Origin of the sequence: Zhihengliuella flava (genome assembly GCF_015751895.1) — a bacterium.
GTDB lineage: Bacteria > Actinomycetota > Actinomycetes > Actinomycetales > Micrococcaceae > Zhihengliuella > Zhihengliuella flava.
Window position 1 is genome coordinate 825,079 of the sequence record NZ_JADOTZ010000001.1, and the last position, 18,857, is coordinate 843,935.

Annotated in this window: 19 protein-coding genes; 9 read left to right on the forward strand and 10 right to left on the reverse strand. The window is 67.2% G+C overall.

Features of this window, described 5'->3' with window-relative positions; genetic code table 11:
- Positions 1 to 8 precede the first annotated feature (8 nt).
- Positions 9 to 1,286, forward strand: coding sequence for a mannose-6-phosphate isomerase, class I (gene manA, locus IW252_RS03825; RefSeq protein ID WP_196835353.1), 1,278 nt, complete (start codon positions 9 to 11; stop codon positions 1,284 to 1,286).
- Here manA and glpX read toward each other — a convergent pair.
- Positions 1,283 to 2,305 carry a class II fructose-bisphosphatase gene (glpX, locus tag IW252_RS03830; protein ID WP_196835354.1) on the reverse strand — a complete coding sequence of 341 codons (1,023 nt, stop codon included), beginning with the start codon at positions 2,303 to 2,305 and terminating at the stop codon, positions 1,283 to 1,285. The two genes, manA and glpX, sit on opposite strands and share 4 nt — an antisense overlap.
- Before the next feature lie 109 nt (positions 2,306 to 2,414).
- Between glpX and IW252_RS03835 the strand changes: the two genes are divergently transcribed.
- The 3 genes from IW252_RS03835 (at position 2,415) to IW252_RS03845 (ending at position 5,170) form a co-directional block, all read left to right on the forward strand.
- The gene (locus tag IW252_RS03835; RefSeq protein WP_196835355.1) at positions 2,415 to 2,993 is read left to right on the forward strand and encodes a DUF4245 domain-containing protein; all 579 of its coding nucleotides are present in this window, start codon (positions 2,415 to 2,417) and stop codon (positions 2,991 to 2,993) included.
- Between the two features lie 55 nt (positions 2,994 to 3,048).
- Complete coding sequence (locus tag IW252_RS03840) at positions 3,049 to 3,675, forward strand: carbonic anhydrase (protein WP_196835356.1); 627 nt, start codon at positions 3,049 to 3,051, stop codon at positions 3,673 to 3,675.
- Between the two features lie 85 nt (positions 3,676 to 3,760).
- Entirely contained in the window at positions 3,761 to 5,170 is a 1,410-nt protein-coding gene (locus IW252_RS03845) for a class II fumarate hydratase (protein ID WP_196835357.1), read from the forward strand.
- On the opposite strand, the gene IW252_RS03850 is transcribed toward IW252_RS03845, so the two are convergent.
- A complete protein-coding gene (locus IW252_RS03850) occupies positions 5,167 to 5,670 on the reverse strand; it encodes a prepilin peptidase (RefSeq protein ID WP_196835358.1) in 504 nt (167 codons plus the stop codon). The genes IW252_RS03845 and IW252_RS03850 overlap by 4 nt on opposite strands.
- A gap of 143 nt (positions 5,671 to 5,813) precedes the next feature.
- On the opposite strand from IW252_RS03850, the gene IW252_RS03855 reads away from it, so the two are divergent.
- Complete coding sequence (locus IW252_RS03855) at positions 5,814 to 6,506, forward strand: hypothetical protein (protein WP_196835359.1); 693 nt, start codon at positions 5,814 to 5,816, stop codon at positions 6,504 to 6,506.
- A 7-nt stretch (positions 6,507 to 6,513) separates the two neighbouring features.
- A complete protein-coding gene (locus IW252_RS03860) occupies positions 6,514 to 7,173 on the forward strand; it encodes a GNAT family N-acetyltransferase (protein WP_196835360.1) in 660 nt (219 codons plus the stop codon).
- Here IW252_RS03860 and IW252_RS03865 read toward each other — a convergent pair.
- A complete protein-coding gene (locus tag IW252_RS03865) occupies positions 7,170 to 8,564 on the reverse strand; it encodes a PhoH family protein (RefSeq protein WP_231366208.1) in 1,395 nt (464 codons plus the stop codon). The two genes, IW252_RS03860 and IW252_RS03865, sit on opposite strands and share 4 nt — an antisense overlap.
- A gap of 312 nt (positions 8,565 to 8,876) precedes the next feature.
- Positions 8,877 to 9,650, reverse strand: a complete 774-nt coding sequence (locus tag IW252_RS03870) for an isoprenyl transferase (RefSeq protein ID WP_196835361.1) — start codon at positions 9,648 to 9,650, stop codon at positions 8,877 to 8,879.
- A gap of 135 nt (positions 9,651 to 9,785) precedes the next feature.
- On the opposite strand from IW252_RS03870, the gene trhA reads away from it, so the two are divergent.
- Positions 9,786 to 10,538: a PAQR family membrane homeostasis protein TrhA gene (trhA, locus tag IW252_RS03875; RefSeq protein ID WP_196835362.1), complete on the forward strand. Its 753-nt coding sequence runs from the start codon at positions 9,786 to 9,788 to the stop codon at positions 10,536 to 10,538.
- On the opposite strand, the gene IW252_RS03880 is transcribed toward trhA, so the two are convergent.
- From IW252_RS03880 to mca, 3 genes are all read right to left on the reverse strand, one after another.
- Positions 10,513 to 12,684 (reverse strand): thioredoxin domain-containing protein, encoded by a 2,172-nt coding sequence (locus tag IW252_RS03880; protein ID WP_196835363.1) that lies wholly within the window; start codon positions 12,682 to 12,684, stop codon positions 10,513 to 10,515. The genes trhA and IW252_RS03880 overlap by 26 nt on opposite strands.
- Before the next feature lie 75 nt (positions 12,685 to 12,759).
- A complete protein-coding gene (locus tag IW252_RS03885) occupies positions 12,760 to 13,083 on the reverse strand; it encodes a hypothetical protein (RefSeq protein WP_196835364.1) in 324 nt (107 codons plus the stop codon).
- 43 nt (positions 13,084 to 13,126) lie between these two features.
- Positions 13,127 to 14,014 (reverse strand): mycothiol conjugate amidase Mca, encoded by an 888-nt coding sequence (gene mca / locus IW252_RS03890; RefSeq protein ID WP_196837085.1) that lies wholly within the window; start codon positions 14,012 to 14,014, stop codon positions 13,127 to 13,129.
- 147 nt (positions 14,015 to 14,161) lie between these two features.
- Between mca and IW252_RS03895 the strand changes: the two genes are divergently transcribed.
- Together IW252_RS03895 and greA are read left to right on the forward strand one after the other, a co-directional pair.
- Complete coding sequence (locus IW252_RS03895) at positions 14,162 to 14,587, forward strand: DUF4307 domain-containing protein (RefSeq protein WP_196835365.1); 426 nt, start codon at positions 14,162 to 14,164, stop codon at positions 14,585 to 14,587.
- Positions 14,588 to 14,739: 152 nt separating this feature from the next.
- Entirely contained in the window at positions 14,740 to 15,231 is a 492-nt protein-coding gene (gene greA / locus IW252_RS03900) for a transcription elongation factor GreA (protein WP_196835366.1), read from the forward strand.
- 73 nt (positions 15,232 to 15,304) lie between these two features.
- Here greA and ilvA read toward each other — a convergent pair whose 3' ends face one another.
- From ilvA to IW252_RS03915, 3 genes are read right to left on the reverse strand one after another with little or no spacing between them, the layout of a single operon-like run.
- On the reverse strand, positions 15,305 to 16,552 hold the full coding sequence (ilvA, locus tag IW252_RS03905) for a threonine ammonia-lyase (protein WP_196835367.1): 1,248 nt from the start codon (positions 16,550 to 16,552) through the stop codon (positions 15,305 to 15,307).
- Positions 16,545 to 17,750, reverse strand: coding sequence for an AI-2E family transporter (locus IW252_RS03910; RefSeq protein WP_196835368.1), 1,206 nt, complete (start codon positions 17,748 to 17,750; stop codon positions 16,545 to 16,547). Before IW252_RS03910 ends, ilvA begins: the two co-directional genes overlap by 8 nt.
- Positions 17,741 to 18,688 carry an aldose 1-epimerase family protein gene (locus IW252_RS03915; RefSeq protein WP_196835369.1) on the reverse strand — a complete coding sequence of 316 codons (948 nt, stop codon included), beginning with the start codon at positions 18,686 to 18,688 and terminating at the stop codon, positions 17,741 to 17,743. Before IW252_RS03915 ends, IW252_RS03910 begins: the two co-directional genes overlap by 10 nt.
- Between the last annotated feature and the right edge of the window lie 169 nt (positions 18,689 to 18,857).

The window sequence follows — 18,857 nt, forward strand, 5'->3', positions numbered from 1 at the left end:
GAGCCGGAGTGTTTCGTCTGCAGAACACCATCCGTGACTACGCGTGGGGAACTGACGGCCAGATTTCGGCTGTGCTCGGCTACGAGCCCACCGGCGCTCAGGAAGCAGAACTGTGGCTGGGCGCCCATCCCGGGGCCCCGTCGCGGTTAGTGGGCCACGCCGACCGGACGGACGGGCAGCGTCTGGATGAGGTCATCGCGGCAGACCCAGAGGGCATGCTCGGCGCCGGCCCTGCCGCGAAGTTCGGGCGCCTGCCCTTCTTGACCAAAGTGCTATCAGCCGGCTCTCCTCTCTCCTTGCAGGTCCACCCCACCGCCGATCAGGCCGCGGCCCGCTTTGCGCAACAGAGCGCGGCAGGTGGCGACCCGGCAGACCCGGCAAGCAACTACAAGGACCCGTGCCATAAGCCGGAGATGATTCTGGCGCTCACCGATTTCACGGCCCTGTGCGGGTTCCGCGAACCGGCCGAGGCCGGCGCGCTCTTCGGTGCGCTCGAAGCCACCGGTCGGCTCTCCGTGAGTGCGCGGCGGGCCGTCGCAACCGTCCGGGCGGCGCTGTCGGCCGGTGAACTCAACACGGCGTTTGCTTACCTTCTCGGCGGAGCCGAGCGCGCGGTCCCCCCTGAGGTGTCCGCGCTCGTCGCCGAGGTTCCCGCCGTGGCGCCGGCCGCGGCCCGCGCCACGCATGAGGCGGGCGTGGCCGAGCTAGAACGGCTGGCGGCGCACTACCCGGCAGACCCCGGCGTTTTGATCTCCCTGCTGCTCAATCACGTCCAGCTCGCCCCCGGCCAGGCGATCGCTCTGCCGGCCGGGAATGTCCACGCCTACCTGCGCGGTCTGGGAATTGAGGTCATGGCCAGTTCGGACAATGTCCTGCGCGGAGGATTGACGCCCAAGCACGTCGACGTGGCAGAACTGCTGTCCACGGTCGACTTTCGCCCCCTGCCCGTCCCCCGCGTGGAGCCGGTCGAGGACGAACTCGGCCGGCAGATTTACCGGCCCGGGTTCGACGAGTTTGAGCTGCAAGTCCTGCGGGTTGGGGCGCAGAGCGACGTCGCGGTCGATCAGCGCGGCCCCGCCGTCGTCCTCGTGACTGATGGTGCGCTCCTGCTGGACTCGCCGACGGGTACACTGCGGCTCAGTCGCGGTGACTCCGTGTTCATCCCCGCCAGCGAAGCACCCGTCGTCGCACGCAGCGCGCACTCCACCGCCGGCGGCAACGACGACGGCGGCACGGCCACGGCATATGCCGTCACCCTGCCGCCGTCGTGGGACGAGTCAGCCTAGCGAGTGTAGGGCTCCCATTTCTTGGCCTGGTGCTCCCCGTCGACGAAGCGAATGGTCCCGGACTTCGAGCGCATCACGATCGACTGAGTGCGGATGGTGTTGTTCTTATAGCGCACCCCGCGCAACAGGTCCCCGTCGGTGATGCCCGTCGCCGCAAAATAGCAGTTGTCGCTGGTGACGAGGTCCTCGGTGGTCAGCACGCGATCCAGATCATGGCCGGCATCGATGGCACGCTGGCGCTCCTCATCGTCCTGCGGCCAGAGGCGCCCCTGAATCACACCGCCCAGCGCGCGGATGGCGCACGCGGTCACGATGCCCTCCGGCGTGCCGCCGATACCCATCAACGCGTCGACGCCGGTGTCCTCACGCGTGGCGGCGATAGCGCCCGCCACGTCACCGTCGAGGATGATCTTGGTGCGGGCACCCGCTGCGCGAATGTCATCGATGAGCTCTTGGTGCCGTGGGCGGTCCAGGACACAGACGGTCACCTGGCTAATCGGCTTGTTCTTCGCCTTGGCAATCAGGTGCAAGTTCTGCTTCACGGGCAGGCGCAAGTCCACGAGATCGGCGGCTTCCGGGCCCGTGACGAGCTTCTCCATGTAAAACACTGCGGACGGGTCGAACATCGCACCCCGCTCGGCGACGGCCAAGACGGAGAGCGCGTTGTTGATGCCGAGCGCGGTCAAGCGCGTGCCGTCGATCGGGTCGACGGCGACATCCACCTCGGGGCCACCACCGTTGCCCACGTGCTCGCCGTTATACAGCATCGGGGCCTCGTCCTTTTCGCCCTCGCCAATCACCACCACTCCGTTGAAGTTCACGGTGGAGAGCAAGGAGCGCATGGCGTCGACCGCCGCACCATCGGCACGGTTCTTGTCTCCCAAACCCACCCACGGGCTCGAGGCGATGGCGGCGGCTTCGGTCACGCGGACCAGTTCGAGGGCCAGGTTACGGTCAGGTTCGGAATCGCCGACGGAGAGTCGGGGGGACAACTGGGCGAAATTCGTGTCTTCTGTCACTTAAGTCCTCGTCGTTGAGATCGGCGTTACGGGCGCTCCCCGCTCAGTCGATCATATCGGCTGGGCGTCCGCGTCGCCCGTGTGCTTCGCGATCAGTCACAATAGAAAGGTGAGTGACGAAGAACTTCCCAAGCCGATTCTGACCCAGGCCCAAGCCAAGCGCGCCAACCAGACGCTCAAGGGCATGGTGATCTCGGTGCTCCTCACCCTGGCGGTCGTCATCCCTGTGATGTTCCTCAATCCGTTCAATCAGGAAAACAACTTCGACCCCAACGTCGATGTCGACGCGGTAGCCGCCCAAGCGGAACAGGCGGCGTCGTTCACTCCCGTCGTCGCGGAGGTTCCCCCAGAGTGGACCGCAAACTTTGCGCGCTGGAAGTCTGGCACGAGCGATGGCGTGTCCTACTGGGAGGTCGGCTATCTGACCACGGACGAGGGGTTCGTGTGGATCAAGCAGACCGATGCCGCCAACCCCACGTGGATTAGCCAACATGCCGACTCCGCCCCCGTCACCGGCAGCCGGTCGATCGGCGGCGTCGACTGGGAAGAACGGGAGACCCTTGACGAGGATGGGGTTCGCTCGGTCACACTCGTGGGAGAGGTTGCCGGCACCACCGTCTTGCTGAACAGCGATTCCGGTTCGGAGGATTTGAAAACGGCCGCCGAGGCCGTCATCGCCGCCGCCTAGCGCGCGGCCGTCACGGACCTGCGTGCCCCCAGAGGCTGGACGTAGGCTAGAGGGCATGACTGACGTTGATCATCGCCCCCAAACACCCGCCGAAGCATGGGATCTGCTGACGCAAGGCAACGCCCGCTTCGTCACCGGCGAAACCGCGCACCCGAACCAGAACGCCGAGCGCCGCGACGCGCTCGTTAACTCCCAGAGCCCCTTTGCCGTGATCTTTGGCTGCTCTGACTCGCGCCTCGCTGCGGAGATCATCTTCGATGTCGGGCTCGGTGACGTCTTCGTGGTGCGCACCGCCGGCCAGGTCATCGATCCGGCCGTTTTGGGCTCGCTCGAGTACTCGGTGGACGTGTTGAACGTTCCCCTCATTGTCATTCTGGGGCACGATTCGTGCGGCGCCGTGACCGCAGCCATTGACGCGTACCGCTCCGGCGACATGCCCCCGGGCTATATCCGCAACCTCGTCGAACGCATCACCCCGAGCGTCGTCGCCGCGCGTCGTAACGACGTCGAGGACGTGGACAACACGGTGGTGGAGCACGTCAAGCAGACCTCGGCACGCCTGCTGGAGATGTCCGGGAGCTTGAACGACGCCGTCGCCGCCGGCCGCACGGCCATCGCCGGCGTGACCTACCACTTGGCTGAGGGCAAAGCCGAGCTGGTCTCGCACCACGGCGATCTCTAGGCCGATCCGCGAGGCCTCTGACGTCACCGGCGACTATGACGCATGCCCTAGTCGCCGGTGACACCATGGGTCTACGGTGGGGACTATGAGCGAAGACTTCCGCATAGAACACGACACGATGGGCGAGGTCCGCGTTCCCGCCGACGCCCTCTACAAGGCCCAGACGCAGCGCGCCGTCGAGAACTTTCCGATCTCCGGCAAGCGCCTTGAGCGGGCACACATCGCAGCCTTAGCGCGCGTCAAGAAAGCAGCGGCCCACGCCAACGCGTCCCTGGGCGTCATCGACCGGGATGTGGCCGACGCCATCGTTGCCGCGGCCGACAAGGTGGCAACGGGCGACTACGACTCGCATTTTCCGATCGACGTGTTCCAGACGGGCTCCGGCACCAGCTCCAACATGAACATGAATGAGGTGCTCGCTGGGCTGGCCAGCCTGCACCTCAAAGATGCCGGCAGCGCCAAGGCGGTGCACCCGAACGACCACGTGAACGCCTCTCAGTCGTCCAACGACGTTTTCCCGACCTCGGTGCACGTCGCCGCCACGGGCGCGCTGACGCACGACCTCATCCCCGCGCTCGATCATCTCGCGACGTCTCTCGAGCGCAAGGCGGAAGAATTTTCCGACATCGTCAAGTCCGGCCGCACGCACTTGATGGATGCCACACCGGTGACCCTCGGGCAGGAATTCGGCGGATATGCGGCCCAGATTCGCTACGGGATCGAGCGCATCGAGTCATCGCTTCCCCGCGTCGCAGAAGTGCCGCTGGGCGGGACCGCCGTGGGCACGGGAATCAATACGCCGGACGGATTCGCAGCCAAGGTGATCGCGCTCCTCGCCGAGGACACGCACCTGCCCATCACTGAGGCCCGCAACCACTTCGAGGCCCAAGCCAATCGAGACGCCCTCGTGGAGGCGTCCGGCCAGTTGCGCACCATCGCCTATTCACTGATGAAGATCAACAACGACCTCCGGTGGATGGGGTCCGGCCCCAACACGGGTCTCGGCGAAGTGGCCCTTCCCGACCTGCAGCCGGGCAGCTCCATCATGCCGGGCAAGGTCAACCCGGTGATCAGCGAAGCCGCCATCCAGGTGGCCGCGCAGGTGATCGGCAATGACACCACCATTTCTCTGTCCGCGACCAACGGCGCGTTCGAGCTCAACGTTGGCATTCCCGTCATGGCGGCCAACCTCTTGGAGTCCATCCGCCTGCTCACCTCGATCAGCCGCGTCATGGCGGACAAGATGATCTCTGGGATTGAGGCCAATCGAGAGCGGGCACGGTTCCTCGCTGAAGCGTCGCCTTCCGTTGTGACGCCGCTGAACCAGTTCATTGGCTATGAGAACGCGGCCACCATCGCCAAGAAGGCCGTCGCCGAGAAGATCACCGTCCGCGAGGCGACGATCGCCCTCGGGTTCGTGGACGGCGAGAACCTGACCGAGGAGCAGTTGGATCAGGCACTCGACGTCACGACGATGACGGGGAACCACCGCTAGCCAACCAGCAGCGCCGCCGCGGTGCCGACCAGCATGAAGGGGCCAAACGGAATCATGGATTTCCTGCTGGCTTTGCGGGTGAGGATGAGCGCGGCGGCGTAGGCACCGCCGAGCAGGAACGCCGCAAGCGTACCGAGGAGCAGGTGTTCCCAACTCGCCGCTCCCAGGTACATCCCCAAGACGCCAGCGAGTTTGACGTCACCCATGCCCATGCCTTGGGGCTGAATGAGGTGGAGCAGCAGATAGAACGCCAGCAGGATGGCCCCGCCGGCGACGATGCGCAGCACGTGGCCGGGCTCACCAGCAGCCAGCGCGGCGCCCACTAAGAGGGGCGCCGCGCACAGGTACCAAGGCCCCACCAGGCGGTTGGGCAGCCGATGAGTCCGCGCGTCAATGAGCGCTAACCGGGTGCCGAGGAACACAAACACCACGACGGCGGCGGCCAGCAGGCACACGGCGAACACCGAGGCATCTGCGTACTGGGAGAACACGTAGGGCATGCGCACCACGCTACTGCACCCGGACTGACGAACGGGGCCGCAGCGTCTACGCTGTGGATATGCCAGTCAGTGCCGAATCCGCTGCAAGATTCCGTCGCCTCTGCCGCTCATCCCCGTGGCGGTGGCACACGCTTCGCTTCACCTTGAGCATCATCGCGCCACGGGCACGGCACGGCGAGCCGGGATCCGAGTCCGCGGCCCCCGGGACGCTGAGCGTGCACCTGAAGCGTCCCGATGCCCTCCGTGTGGACAACGACGCCGGCCGGGTGTTGCTGGCGTCGCCGCAACTCACCTCCAGCCGCGACGCGTTCTACGTCGCGGGCACGCGCTCGTCGTGGTTGCTTCCACCCGCGCTCATTGCCCCGGTTTACGACGACGATCAGCTGGTGCTGCGCCGCCCAGAGGCCCGGTACGGCGACCCGGGATTCGGGGACGACCGGTTGACGGCACTGCTCGATCCGGTGGAGTTCGCCGGCGCGGCGCCGCCGCGCGAGGGACAGCTCTTTGGTGGACCCGTCCGCATCGATGAATTGGCGCAAACGGAGCGTGAGGGGCGCGCCACGTCGGTCGCGACGGTGGTTCCTAACCTCTCCTACTCCCCCGCCTACGGGCCCGTCGGGTTGTTAGAACCCTCCGTCCCCTGCCGCGTGGAGATCGATGAGGTCACCAGCGTGTGCGTGGGGCTCGAGCTCCTGGCCGGCCCCAACGCCGGGGCGGGACACAGCGTCACGATTCTGGGTGTCAACGAGGATCTTACGGACGACCTCTTCACCGAGCAGTCGGCCTCGTTGACGGACGTGCGGGCCCACATTCCGTGGGTCGTCGGGCAGTGGTAGCCGCCCCATGGGACCGGCGTCGTTAGCTCACCTGTGGCCACTGTTCGGCCTCGAATTGCGCACGCCGCGGCTGTTCCTGCGCGTGATCCGAGACGAGGACTTGTCCCCCATGGTCGAGGCCGCGGCTTCTGGCATCCACCCGCCAGAGCGTAACCCGTTCACCTTCCCATGGACGTCGGTGCCCGGGGATCAGTTGCCGACGAACACGGCCGTCCACGTGTGGCGCACCCGCGCCGAGACGGGACCAGACCAGTGGACCATTCCACTAGGGGTGTGGCTCGACGGCGCGTTCGTGGGTGTTCAGGACCTGCGCGCCGCCCGGTTTACCGCCGTGCGCAGCGTCACCACTGGCTCGTGGCTGCGCCGCTCGGCCCAAGGCCGGGGCGTGGGGCGGGAAATGCGCGCCGCCGGGTTGGTGTACGCGTTCGATTACCTCGGCGCCACCGAGGCCACGTCCGAGGCGGCGAGCTGGAATGCCGCCTCGCTCGGCGTCTCCCACTCGCTGGGCTACACCGAGAACGGCAGCCGCCGCGAGTTGTGGGGCGACGCCGTCGAAGACGTCACGTACGTGCGGATCACCCCGCAGGCCCTGCGACGGCCACCGTGGACGCTCCACGTCGCGGGACACGACGCGGTGGCCCGATTCCTCGGCCTCGGGGCCCCTTAGGCGCCCTCGAGCAAATCAGTGACGAGCGCCGCAATGGGCGACCGTTCGCTCCGGGTGAGCGTGATGTGGCCGAACAACGGGTGTCCCTTGAGCGTCTCGACGACGGCCGCGACGCCGTCGTGCCGCCCCACCCGAAGATTGTCGCGCTGGGCCACGTCGTGCGTCAGCACAATCTTCGAGTTCTGACCGATCCGGCTCATCACCGTAAGGAGCACATTCTTTTCCAACGACTGGGCCTCGTCGACGATCACGAACGAATCGTGCAGCGACCGTCCGCGAATGTGGGTGAGCGGAAGGACTTCCAGCAGTCCCCGCTCCATGACCTCCTCCATGACGTTGTGGCTCACGAGGGCGCCCAACGTGTCGAAGACGGCCTGCGCCCACGGGTTCATCTTCTCCGATTCGCTGCCGGGCAAGTAGCCCAAGTCTTGGCCGCCGACGGCATAGAGCGGGCGGAAGACCACGATTTTTTTATGCTCGCGACGTTCCAAGACCGCGTCGAGACCTGCGCACAGGGCCAGTGCAGACTTTCCGGTTCCCGCGCGCCCGCCGAGGGAAACAATCCCCACCTCGGGATCGGTCAATAGGTCGATGGCGAGCCGCTGCTCAGCGGAACGCCCGTGCACACCGAAGACGTCGCGGTCCCCGCGGACGAGGCGGGTCCGCCCGTCCTGGCCCATGCGTCCCAGCGCGGAACCGCGGGAGGACTGCAGGACGAGCCCGGTGTTCGTGGGCAGTTGAGCGGCTTCGACGATGTGGGCTGACTCCTCGCTGTAGAGGTCATTGACGTCCTCATCCGCCACGGAGATCTCCGCCGTGCCGGTCCAGCCGGAGTCGGCAACCAACTCGTTTCGGTACTCGTCCGCTTTGAGCCCCATCGCGGAAGCTTTGACGCGCATGGGCAGGTCCTTGGAGACCACCGTGACGTCACGGCCCTCATCGGCGAAGTTCTTGGCGACGGCGAGGATGCGCGAATCGTTGTCCGATCCTCGAAAGCCCACCGGCAGGACCTCAGTGGAGACGTGATTGAGCTCAATCCGCAAGGAGCCGCCGTCGGGCAGATCGATCGGCTGATCGAGTCCGCCGCGGCTGACGCGCAGCTCATCCAGTAAGCGCAACGCCTGCCGGGCGAAGTAACCGATCTCCCCATCGTGGCGCTTCTTCTCGAGCTCCGCGATCACCACGATCGGCACAATGACCTCGTGCTCAGCGAAGCGCGTGAGGGCCTTCGGGTCCGAGATCATGACGGAGGTATCTAGCACATAGGACTTGGTGCCGACGCTTTGCCGTTCGGCGCTGGCGGCTGCCTCTGCCGCTGCCGCGAGCGGTCCGGTCAACGGCTCGCTGCCGACCTCGCCTCGGCGGACTTCCCCATCCGCCGCGGTGCTCATCATTCCCGTTTCTGCAGCCACTGCTCGCTCCCCATCTCTCACCGCCCCGATAGCGCAGGGCGCCAGGGCGGACTGGTTCGGGTGGTCCGGCCACGGCCGCGAGGCCGAAACCGGCCTCCCTGTGTGGGTGCGAGCGCGATGGTGAAATCCATGCTCTTCCAGGTGGCGTGTCCGGTGAGGCGGCGGGCTTGCCGCCTCTGAGGCCCACGCTAATCACATGGTTGTGATTTTCCTAGAGCGCGGGGCATTAATTCTCGGTGAACGCGAACGACGCGACGCACGGAGAGCCCCTTGGCCGGCCGGGTGCGCAGGTCAGGATCCGAAGCGCCGCTGCCGCCGGGCGTAGTCTCGCAGGGCGCGCAGGAAATCGACTTTTCTGAAATCGGGCCACAGGGCCTCGCAGAAATAGAACTCGCTGTAGGCGGACTGCCACGTCATGAACCCGGAGAGCCGTTGCTCCCCGGAGGTACGGATCACGAGGTCCGGATCCGGTTGGCCGCGCGTATAGAGGTACTTCGAGATGTCGTCGATATCCAAGGCGTCGGCAATCTGTGCCGCCGTCTTGCCTTCCGCCGCCTCGGTCCTCAGGTGCTCGCGGATGGCATCCACAATTTCCCGGCGTCCGCCGTAGCCAACAGCCATGTTGACCACCAGCCCCGTCCCGTCACTGCTGCGATCAGCGAGTGCGCACAACTTACTGGACAGATGCTCGGGCAGCAGCTCGAGTGCGCCCACGGGGTGGATCTTGCGCTCCGGCGTCTGGCCCAGCCGGTCGAGGAGATTGGCGATGACTTCAATCAGCTGCTCAATCTCTTCGGCGGATCGCTTCATGTTGTCCGTGGACAACATGTAGAGCGTGACGGCCTGAATGCCGAGGTCCTCGCACCACGTGAGGAACTGCAGAATGTTGTCCGCGCCCGCCTGATGCCCGTGAGCGGTCGGCGCCCCTGCCAATTTGGCCCAGCGCCGGTTACCATCAACCATCATGCCGATGTGCCGGGGCAATTTATCCGCCGGAAGTTCGCGGGTCAGGAACTTCGTCAGCCGCCGTTCGTAGTACCGGTAGAGGACCGTAGGGAGCTTCACGGCGCCTCCTTCCACTCCTGCCGCGCCATGGGATGTGACCACCACGCTACCGTGCCCACCGGCCCGTCAGTGGCGGCCGCGCGCTGCGTGACCGGCACAACAGCATGTTACTCGTTAGTAAGTTAGGCTTCATTCATGCACAACACCGTCGCGTCGCCGGCCTCCTCCCCGGCTCCACGGCACCGCCGCCGCCCCCTCAGCACGGCCACCGCACGCCGCCTGCGCGCCAAACTCAAACTCGCCACCATCAACTTGGACGAGTTCAAGCCGCGCCTGCGGGGCTGGATCCACGCCGGCATGGTGCCCATCGCACTCGCTGCTGGCATCGTGCTCATCGCCCTGGCCCCCGGCACGGTCGGCAAGGTGACCACCAGCATTTACGCGGTCACCGGCCTGCTCCTCTTCTCCGTCTCGGCGGTGTATCACCGCGGCAACTGGTCGCCGCGGGTGCGGATGATCCTCAAGCGGCTGGATCACACCAACATCATGCTGATCATCGCCGGTAGCTACACGCCGCTGGCCGCGTTCCTCCTCCCGGAGCAGAAAGCCACGTGGCTGCTGGCCGGGGTCTGGATCGGCGCCATCGCGGGCATCATCTTCCGGCTGTTTTGGACCAACGCCCCGCGCTTCCTCTACGTGCCCGTGTACATCATTCTGGGCTTGGCCGCCCTGCTGTTCATCGGGGACTTCTTCGCGGCCTCCGTGCCCGCCGCCGTCCTGATCTGCGCCGGCGGCGCCGCGTATATCGCTGGCGCTGTGTTCTACGCGCTCAAGCGCCCCAACCTGCACTTGGAGTGGTTCGGCTTCCACGAGCTGTTCCACGCCTTCACGGTCGGCGGGTTCGTCTGCCACTACATCGCGATCATGTTCGCCGTGCTCGGCGCCTAACCGCCTCCAACTGCTCCACGCTCTCCACCGGCGCCGCGCACACGTGACCGTGGCACAGATACGCGCGCAGCTCCCCCTTCGGTCCGGCGGGTTTCTCCCGGCCCAGCGCAGGACCAGCGTCGACGACGTCGGGGCTCGCCCACGCCGTGATCCCCGCCAGGGCGGCCCAACGCAGGCATGCTCGGCGCTCGTGCGCGTGGCCTCCGACGACGGCCAGGCTCGCGGCGCGCTCGAGCCGGACGTCGACGGCCAAGGCGGTCCCGAAGGACGACGGCGCCCGGGAGCCGAAGCGGCGGGCGTGAGCCACCAGCCGCGCCGCCTCGCGTTCCGCCTCTGCGTCAGCATCAAAGGCCCCCTGCGCCGCGCGAGCCGACGCGTAGAGCGCCACCGGGCTCGGCGTCGCTGAATCAACCACCTCAAGCCCGGCGCGGCCGCCGCGGGCGGACCGCAGCAGGCTGTTGTCCGGCCCGTCGGCGAGGTCGAGTCCGCTCAGGCCGAACTGGCCGCAAGCGGCCTCCAGCACGTGCCCTGCGCGCTCGCTCCAGACGTGTGCGCCCGGCCGCCCCTGGCCCGCGTCGCTCGCATGCGTAGCAACCGCTTGGAAAGCCAGCGCCAGACCGGCGTAGTCCTCCAGCATTCCGCCGGCCCGGCGATAGGCCAGGCGGCGCACCCGGAAGCACTGCGGGTCCACGTGGTCGTGCCACAGGTACTGGGCCACCGCGGCCGCGATGCGGTTCCACTCCGGCTCTCCCAGCAGCGTTCCCGCCTCGGCCAGCGCCGCAACAGCGAGCCCATTCCAGCTGGCCACGACCTTTTCGTCGCGCGCTGGGTGCGGACGACGCGCCCGCGCGTCACGCAGGGCCGGCAGGACCGCGTCCCACGCGGCCCACTGCGCGCCGCTCGGCGGGGCTGCGAACGCCACCGTGGCGGCGACGTCGTCCGCGGGCCGGCCGGCGGCGGTGGGCGCGTCGGGACTGCGCCCGTCGACCAGCGGTTCAAGGGTGAGCCAGTGCTCGCCGGCCAAGGCACGCAGCTCGCTCCGACTGAACAGGTAGGTGCCGCCTTCGACGCGGCGGCCCTCGATCACCGTGTCCGCGTCCAATGAGGAGGCGAAACCGGCGGGCCGGCCCTCGCTGTCCCGCACGAGCAGCTCGCGGATGAGCCACTCGGCGGTGCCGCGGGCCGCGCGCAGAATCGCCTCCCGCCCGACGGCCTGGGGGCCGGTGACTCCGGAGGTGGCGGCGGCGAAGCGCGCCGTGTGGCGCAGCAGCGCGGCGTTGTCGTAGAGCATCTTTTCAAAGTGCGGCACGCGCCAGGCCTCGTCCACGCAGTACCGGGCGAACCCGCCCCCGACGTGGTCGTAGAGCCCCGAGGTGCTCAGCGCCGCCAGCGTCCGGCCCGCGAGCGCCTCGGCACGCGCGGCCAGGTCCGGGTTCGTCCCATCGTCCCCCGCCACGGTGAGGAGAAAATCGAGGACGCTGGAGGGCGGAAACTTCGGAGCCGGCGCGAAGCCGCCCGTGGGCCGCTCGTCCTGCTCCACCTGAGCGAGAACTCCGTCCCAAGCGGCGCGGGCGGCAGGCGACCGCCCGGAGGAATCGCTGCTCGCTTGCCCCACGTGAAGCCCTAAGAGGTCACGGGACGAGTCAGCGAGGCCGCCGAGGTAGTCGGCGAGGTGGCCGGCCTGTTCTTCGACCTCGGCACGGCGCTCAGTCCACGCCTCGTGCACGCCGGCGAGGACCTGGCCGAACGCGGGTAGTCCGTGCCGTGGCGTGGGCGGGAAGTAGGTGCCGGCGTGGAAGACACGCCCGTCCGGGAGGGCGAAGACGCTCAAGGGCCAGCCACCGTGGCCGGTCAGGGTTTGCGTGGCGGCCATGTACGCGGCATCGACGTCCGGGTCCTCTTCCCGGTCCACCTTGATGGCCACGCAGTGGCGGTTAAGCGCCTCGGCGAGGTCCGCGTCGTCGAACACTTCGGCCGACATGACGTGACACCAGTGGCAGGCCGCGTAGCCGATGGAGAGGAAGACGGGCACGTCCCGGCGCGCGGCTTCCGCGAAGGCCTCCTCGCCGTACGGCCACCAGTCCACGTGCTGGTGGGCGTGGGCGCGGAGGTAGGCGGAACGTGCGTCCGTGAGTCGGTTGGCCATGCCGCCCATTGTGGCAGCGTGATTGGCGCGTGACGAGGTCCTCGGCCACCGCGGACGACGGCGCCGCGGAACGCGTCAGGCCTTCGGCTGGTCCTCGCCGTCGCCGTAGCTGCGCTTGCCTTTTTCGACGAGCTCTTCCTGCCGCTGCTCCAGCTCACCGCGGTACCGCACCCGGCGGATCCGGCGCACCATGTCTCGAATCAAGAAGATCGCGGCAATCACGATGAAGGCGGTGGCCACAAATCCAACGAATCCGGGGCCGATCTCGCGGGCGGCGTCACCCGTTGGCGCGTCCATTAGTGACGGGTCAGCCGAGGCGAGAACGTAGAGGAGATTCACGGCGGTCAGCGCTTTCTGTTGATCAATCTCAGTGCGGGAGCCCTGCTCGGGCTCCCGCACTATTGTACGCGCGAATTTCTACGCGCCGTCGAAACCTCGGGGCTCAGTCCCGTAGGCCGGAAAAGAGATCGTCCTCTGGCTCGTTCGGGTCCACCTCATACCCCTCGATCCGATGGCGCGCGAGGGTGAAGTCCTCCCACGGGTAGTGCTCCGCAGCGATCTCATTGGGGACAGCGAAGAAGAACCCGTCCGGGTCGATCTGCGTCCGGTGGGACTTCAGCGCGGCGTCCCGGGTGGCGAAGTGGTCGCTGGAGAGCACCCGCGTGGTGGTCGGGTGATTCTTGACCCAAGCGAACATCGGCTGACCTTCGTTTTCCTGCATGAACTTGATGCGCTCGGCGTAGGGCGATTCCAGCCCGGCGTCGAGCATGCCCTGGTGCAGGGTGAGGAAACGGTCCGGTGAGAAGCCGCGGTCGTAGTAGACCTTGGACACGCTCCAAGCGTCGCCGAGCTCCGGCCGGAACTCCGGGTCGGCAGCCGCCTCGAACGCAAAGACGGACACGTTGTGGCACTGAATGTGGTCCGGGTGCGGGTAGCCACCATTCTCGTCGTACGTGGTCATCACGTGCGGCTTGAACTCGCGAATGAGCTTGACCAGCGGCGCCGCGGCCCGCTCCACGGGCTGCAGGGCAAAGCAGCCCCCGGGCAGCGGTGGCAGGGGGTCGCCTTCCGGCAGGCCCGAATCCACGTAACCCAGCCAGCGGTGTTCAATGCCGAGCGCCTGCGCCGCCTCGGCCATCTCCCGCCGGCGCACCCCCGGCAGGTCGCGGTGGGCATGGGCCAACTCTCCGACCGCCGCGTTGAGGATGTCGCCGCGTTCGCCGCCCGTGCAGGACGCCACCATGACGCGCGCCCCCGCCTGAAGATAGGTGGCCATCGTCGCGGCGCCCTTGCTCGACTCGTCGTCCGGATGGGCATGCACCGCCAACATCCGCAGTCCTGTCGAATCGGGAACCGGTACCTTTCGAGAATTATCCACGCGTCTGCGTCTCCCTCACGATGATGTGATCCGTCTAGTGGTGCCTGGCGGCCGCCGTCGCGGACGCCGCTACGTTACGGACAACGTAAACTAGTGCTGATGACTTCCCGCACTGACACCTCCGGCACGTCCTCCAGCCTAGCCAATCGCTACGGGGCCCGGAAACGTGCCCTCGGCCAGCGCACCAAGACGGCGCTCATCGGCGGCGCGCTGGCGGTCGGCGTCGCCTTCGCCGCCTACGCGGGCGTCTCCAATTCCGCCACCATCACCCACAAGGACCTCTCCTTCTCCATCGACTCGGCCACCGAGGCCACGGTGACTTTCCAAGTCGAGAAGGATGCCGCCGCCACCGTGCAGTGCGGCGTGCAGGTGCTGGACGAAACGTACGCCGTCGTCGGCTTCACCACCGTGACTTTCCCAGCCACCGGCGATTCGGGCCGCGAGGCGCATCGTGAGACGGTGTCAGTCCGGACGGAGTATCTGGGTGTGTCCGGCACCGTGGAAAGCTGCTGGGAACTGACCTAAATTTCCCTGCCCGACGTTGCCGGATGCCCACACGGGGTGATTTCGACACGTCGAATCAGCGATTCTTTGGGGACAGCCCCGGTCTCTGGCTAAGATACTTCGAATGGTTCATGGGAATTTTCCGTGATCTATGACATATCAAGGAGAGACACGTGTCTACGAACAACGAAGCCGCAGTGTGGCTCACGCAAGAGGCGTTTGACCGCCTGAGCGCTGAGCTCGAGCACCTGCAGGGTCCCGGCCGTCAAGAGATCGTGGACCGCATTGAACAGGCCCGTTCCGAGGGCGACCTGAAGGAGAACGGCGGCTACCACGCCGCGCGTGAGGAGCAGTCCAAGGCAGAAGGGCGCATCCTGTACCTGAAGGATCTGCTGGAAAAGGCCCATGTCGGCGAGGCGCCGAAGAACGACGGCACCGTGGAGCCGGGCACCCTCGTTGAGGCCACCATCGCGGGCGAAGAGACCACGTTCCTGTTCGGCAGCCGCGAGGTGGCTGGCGATTCGGACCTCGAGGTCTACAGCGAGAAGTCCCCCATCGGCGCCGCGGTACATGGCGCCAAAGTGGGCGACACCCTGAGCTACGAGGCCCCGAACGGCCGCAAGATCGAGGTCAAGATCATCTCGGCCAAGCCGTTCACCGGCTAGGCACTCGTCCAAAACGACGGCGGGGCGGTCACCACCTACGGTGGCCGCCCCGCCGTCGTTTCTGCTGCCTAGGCTAGAGCTTGACGACGACGGGCTGGAAACCCTCCGCGCGCAGATTATTCAACACGGTCTCGGAGTGTTCGTGCCCCTTGGTCTCCATGTCGATGGTGATGGCCACGTCCCCCATCGACAGCGAGCCCCCGATGCGCGTGTGGTCCACGCGGGTGACATTCGCATCCGATTCGGCGATGACCCGGGAGATGGTTGCGAGTTCGCCGGCCCGGTCGTCCAGCATCATCCGCACGGTCAGGTAGCGGCCGGCCACGGACAGGCCGCGCTGGATGACCTTGAGCATGAGCAGCGGATCGATATTGCCGCCGGACAACACCACGGCCGTGCGCCGTGCGTCGATGCCCGCCTCGGCCAGCTTGTTTTCGAGCAGGGCCGCGACGCCCACGGCGCCGGCTGGCTCGACCACGAGCTTCGAGCGTTCGAGGAGGAACACCAAAGCTTGCGCGAGCGCGTCCTCAGACACCGTGACGACGTCGTCAACCAGCTCCTTGATCACCTGAAACGGCAGCTGCCCCGGGGTGCCGACGGCGATGCCATCAGCGATCGTTGAAACCTTCTCCAACGGGACCAGCGCATCGGCGGCGAGCGACGGCGGGTAGGCCGCGGCGTTTTCCGCCTGCACGCCGACCACGCGAATCTCACGTCCCAGCTCCCGCGCCCGCTCCTTAATGGCCGTAGCGACCCCCGCCAAGAGGCCACCGCCTCCGACGCCCATCACCACGGTGTCCACGTCGGGTAGCTGGTCCAGGATTTCGAGGCCGATGGTGCCCTGCCCGGCGATGATGTCCACGTTGTCGAAGGGGTGAACAAACACGGCCCCGCTGGCGTCCGCGTAGCGTTTGGCCTCGGCGAGCGCCTCGTCCACATTGTGGCCGTGCAGGATGACCTCAGCGCCGTGGTCCTTGGTGGCCGTCAGCTTCGGCAGGGCGACCCCCAAGGGCATGTAGATGCGCGCACTGATGCCGAGGGCCCGGGCGGCCTGGGCCACGCCCTGAGCGTGATTGCCGGCCGAGGCCGCGACGACCCCGCGCGCCTTCTCCTCGCTCGAGAGCCGTGCCATGCGCACGTAGGCGCCGCGCACCTTGAAGGAGCCGGCGCGCTGCAGGTTTTCACATTTAAGGAAGACCTCGTTCTCCGCCGTGCTCAGCGCGCGGGAGTGCTGAATCGGGGTCTTGTCCACGACGCCGTCGAGCAGCTCGGCGGCGCTGACCACATCAGACAGCAGAACAGGCAGGGTGGTGTCAGTCATCGATTCTCTCTTCAGGTGAACGCACGGGGCGAGGGGGCAGGGGCGGTTCTTCGCCGTCGACGTCGGGTGGAGCGGGCATGGGCGGCCCGCTGGGCACCAAATCCGGATCGTGCTCCCACTGACGGTGGGCCACGTATTTGACCATGGTGTTGGCGATGGCCATGACCGGCACGGCGAAGAGTGCGCCGGCGATGCCCGCGACCATGGTGCCTCCAGCAACCGCCACGACGACGGCGAGAGGGTGCAGGCTGACGGCCTTCCCCATGACCAGCGGCTGCAAGATGTGGGATTCGGCCTGCTGCACCGCAAGGACCACGATCAACATGATCAGCGCATTGACCCATCCGTTGGCCACGAGGGCCAGCAAGACGGCCACGGTGCCGGTGACCAGCGCGCCGAGAATGGGGATAAAGGAACCGAGGAACACCAGCACGCCCAGCGGCAGCGCCAAAGGCACGCCCAGGATGAAGGCGCCCAATCCAATACCCACGGCGTCAACAAACGCGACGAAGAGCTGGACGCGGACGTAGTTGACGAGGCTCCTCCAGCCCCGGCGCCCGGCGCCATCCATCGGTGCCCGGGCCCGCGTTGGAGCCAGGCGCACCACGAACGCCCAGATGCGCCGGCCCTCGAGGAGGAAAAAGATCAGGGCAAACAAGGCCAGCAATGTGCCGGCCGCCAAGTGGCCGAGCGCCGATCCCCACGAGAGCGCTTCGGAAAGAATCTCCGAACTGTTCTGGCGTAATTGCTGCAGGGCCTCGTCGATCAGCGAGGTGACGTCATCGTTGCTCATGTTCAGCGGGCCGGAGAAGACCCACTGCTCCACGGTTTCCAACCCGTCCATGGCTTGCGTCCACAACGGCTCGAATCCACGGGCCATGGTCCGGCCCACCACCGTCACCAGCGCTCCGAGCAGACCGAGGAAGGTGATCAGCGTGAGCCCGACCGCGAGGCCGGCGGGCATCTTCAGGCGCCGCAGCCACGCCACAATCGGGCTAAGCAATCCGGAGAGGAGCGCGGCGATCATGAGCGGGATAACCAAGAGGGACACATAGCTCAGCAGCCACACCAGCAGGCCCGTCGTCCCGAGGATGACGGCCACCCGCCAGGCCCACGCCGCGGCCACGCGCACCCCGAAGGAGACCGATTCGGAGGCGTCCCGGGCGGGTCCGCCGTCCTCGCCCGGCGTTACAGCCACGAAGTGATCCCCCAGCGCGCCACCAGCTCTTCGCCGGGCGCGAGCCACGTGAGGCCCTCGCCGGTGTTGAAGGTATTGGCCGGTGCCGTCATCGGCTCGAGGGCGACCACGGCGTCCCGGCCCGGGAACTGGTCCGTGATGAACACGTGGACGTAGGGACACGTGGCGTCGGCCCAGAGTTCGACGCCGCGGCCATCCGGGGCATCGAGGCGGTGATGATAGCGGCCGTCGCCGGCGAGCTCGAGCCCGCCGAACGCGGTGTCCGTCCGGAACCCCTCGAGGGGGCGGCCGGCCCGGAAGTTCATGTCTCCGGCCGCCTCCCGGGTGCCCACGGGAATCATGTTCTCGTCCACGGGCAGGTACGTTTCCGCCGTCGTCGTCAAGGTCAGGTGGTCGGTGGGGACGTCCCCCACCCGCAGGAACGGATGTGCGCCGAGTGCGGCGGGGGCCGAGCCGCCGTCGACCGCGCCGTGGTGGACGAGTCGCTGCGTCACCGAGAGCTGGCCGTCGTCATCGAGCTCGTAGGCGGCCACGTGCGTCATGCGGTAGCCGTACCCATGCTGCGGGAAGATCTCCGCGGCGAGCACCACACGCTCCTCCGTGTGCTCCAGCGCCCGGTAGGCGGTGTTGCGCAGGAGGCCGTGAATCGCATTGCCGGTGGCCGGTTCGGTGACGTCGAGCTGCTGGGTCACGCCGTCGTGCTCCCAGCGGGCGTCCGCCACGCGATTCGGCCAGGGGGCCAGCAGGATGCCGGAGGCGAAGGGCGGGGTGGCGTCAGCGTCAAAGGTTTCGACGAGGTCCACGCCGTGGCGCCGATAGACGCGCAACGCGGCCGCGAGGGCGGCAATGGTGGCCTCCGCACCGCCCGCGCGGAGCGTGAACTGTTCGCCGGAGAAGTAGTGGGACAGGCCGGGCTGATCAGGGTGACGCGCGTTCATGGCTCCACGGTAGCGCCCCGGGGCCAGCCGTGCGCAGTGCGTGACGGTTCTGGGTCAAACGTGCTAGGAATTCGTGCAGCCACTGGTCAGTTTGTCGCCCTTTTGCGCAGCAAGAGATGCAGGATGTAGAACGACGGCGGCGCCCCACCATTCGGTGAGGCGCCGCCGT

Coding starts and splice junctions, on each gene's coding strand:
- IW252_RS03840 (WP_196835356.1), top strand. CDS start 3,049: ATGACTGACGTTGATCATCGCCCCCAAACACCCGCCGAAGCATGGGAT.
- IW252_RS03845 (WP_196835357.1), top strand. CDS start 3,761: ATGAGCGAAGACTTCCGCATAGAACACGACACGATGGGCGAGGTCCGC.
- IW252_RS03850 (WP_196835358.1), bottom strand. CDS start 5,670: ATGCCCTACGTGTTCTCCCAGTACGCAGATGCCTCGGTGTTCGCCGTG.
- IW252_RS03860 (WP_196835360.1), top strand. CDS start 6,514: ATGGGACCGGCGTCGTTAGCTCACCTGTGGCCACTGTTCGGCCTCGAA.
- IW252_RS03865 (WP_231366208.1), bottom strand. CDS start 8,564: ATGAGCACCGCGGCGGATGGGGAAGTCCGCCGAGGCGAGGTCGGCAGC.
- trhA (WP_196835362.1), top strand. CDS start 9,786: ATGCACAACACCGTCGCGTCGCCGGCCTCCTCCCCGGCTCCACGGCAC.
- IW252_RS03880 (WP_196835363.1), bottom strand. CDS start 12,684: ATGGCCAACCGACTCACGGACGCACGTTCCGCCTACCTCCGCGCCCAC.
- mca (WP_196837085.1), bottom strand. CDS start 14,014: ATGTTGGCGGTGCATGCCCATCCGGACGACGAGTCGAGCAAGGGCGCC.
- IW252_RS03895 (WP_196835365.1), top strand. CDS start 14,162: ATGACTTCCCGCACTGACACCTCCGGCACGTCCTCCAGCCTAGCCAAT.
- ilvA (WP_196835367.1), bottom strand. CDS start 16,552: ATGACTGACACCACCCTGCCTGTTCTGCTGTCTGATGTGGTCAGCGCC.
- IW252_RS03915 (WP_196835369.1), bottom strand. CDS start 18,688: ATGAACGCGCGTCACCCTGATCAGCCCGGCCTGTCCCACTACTTCTCC.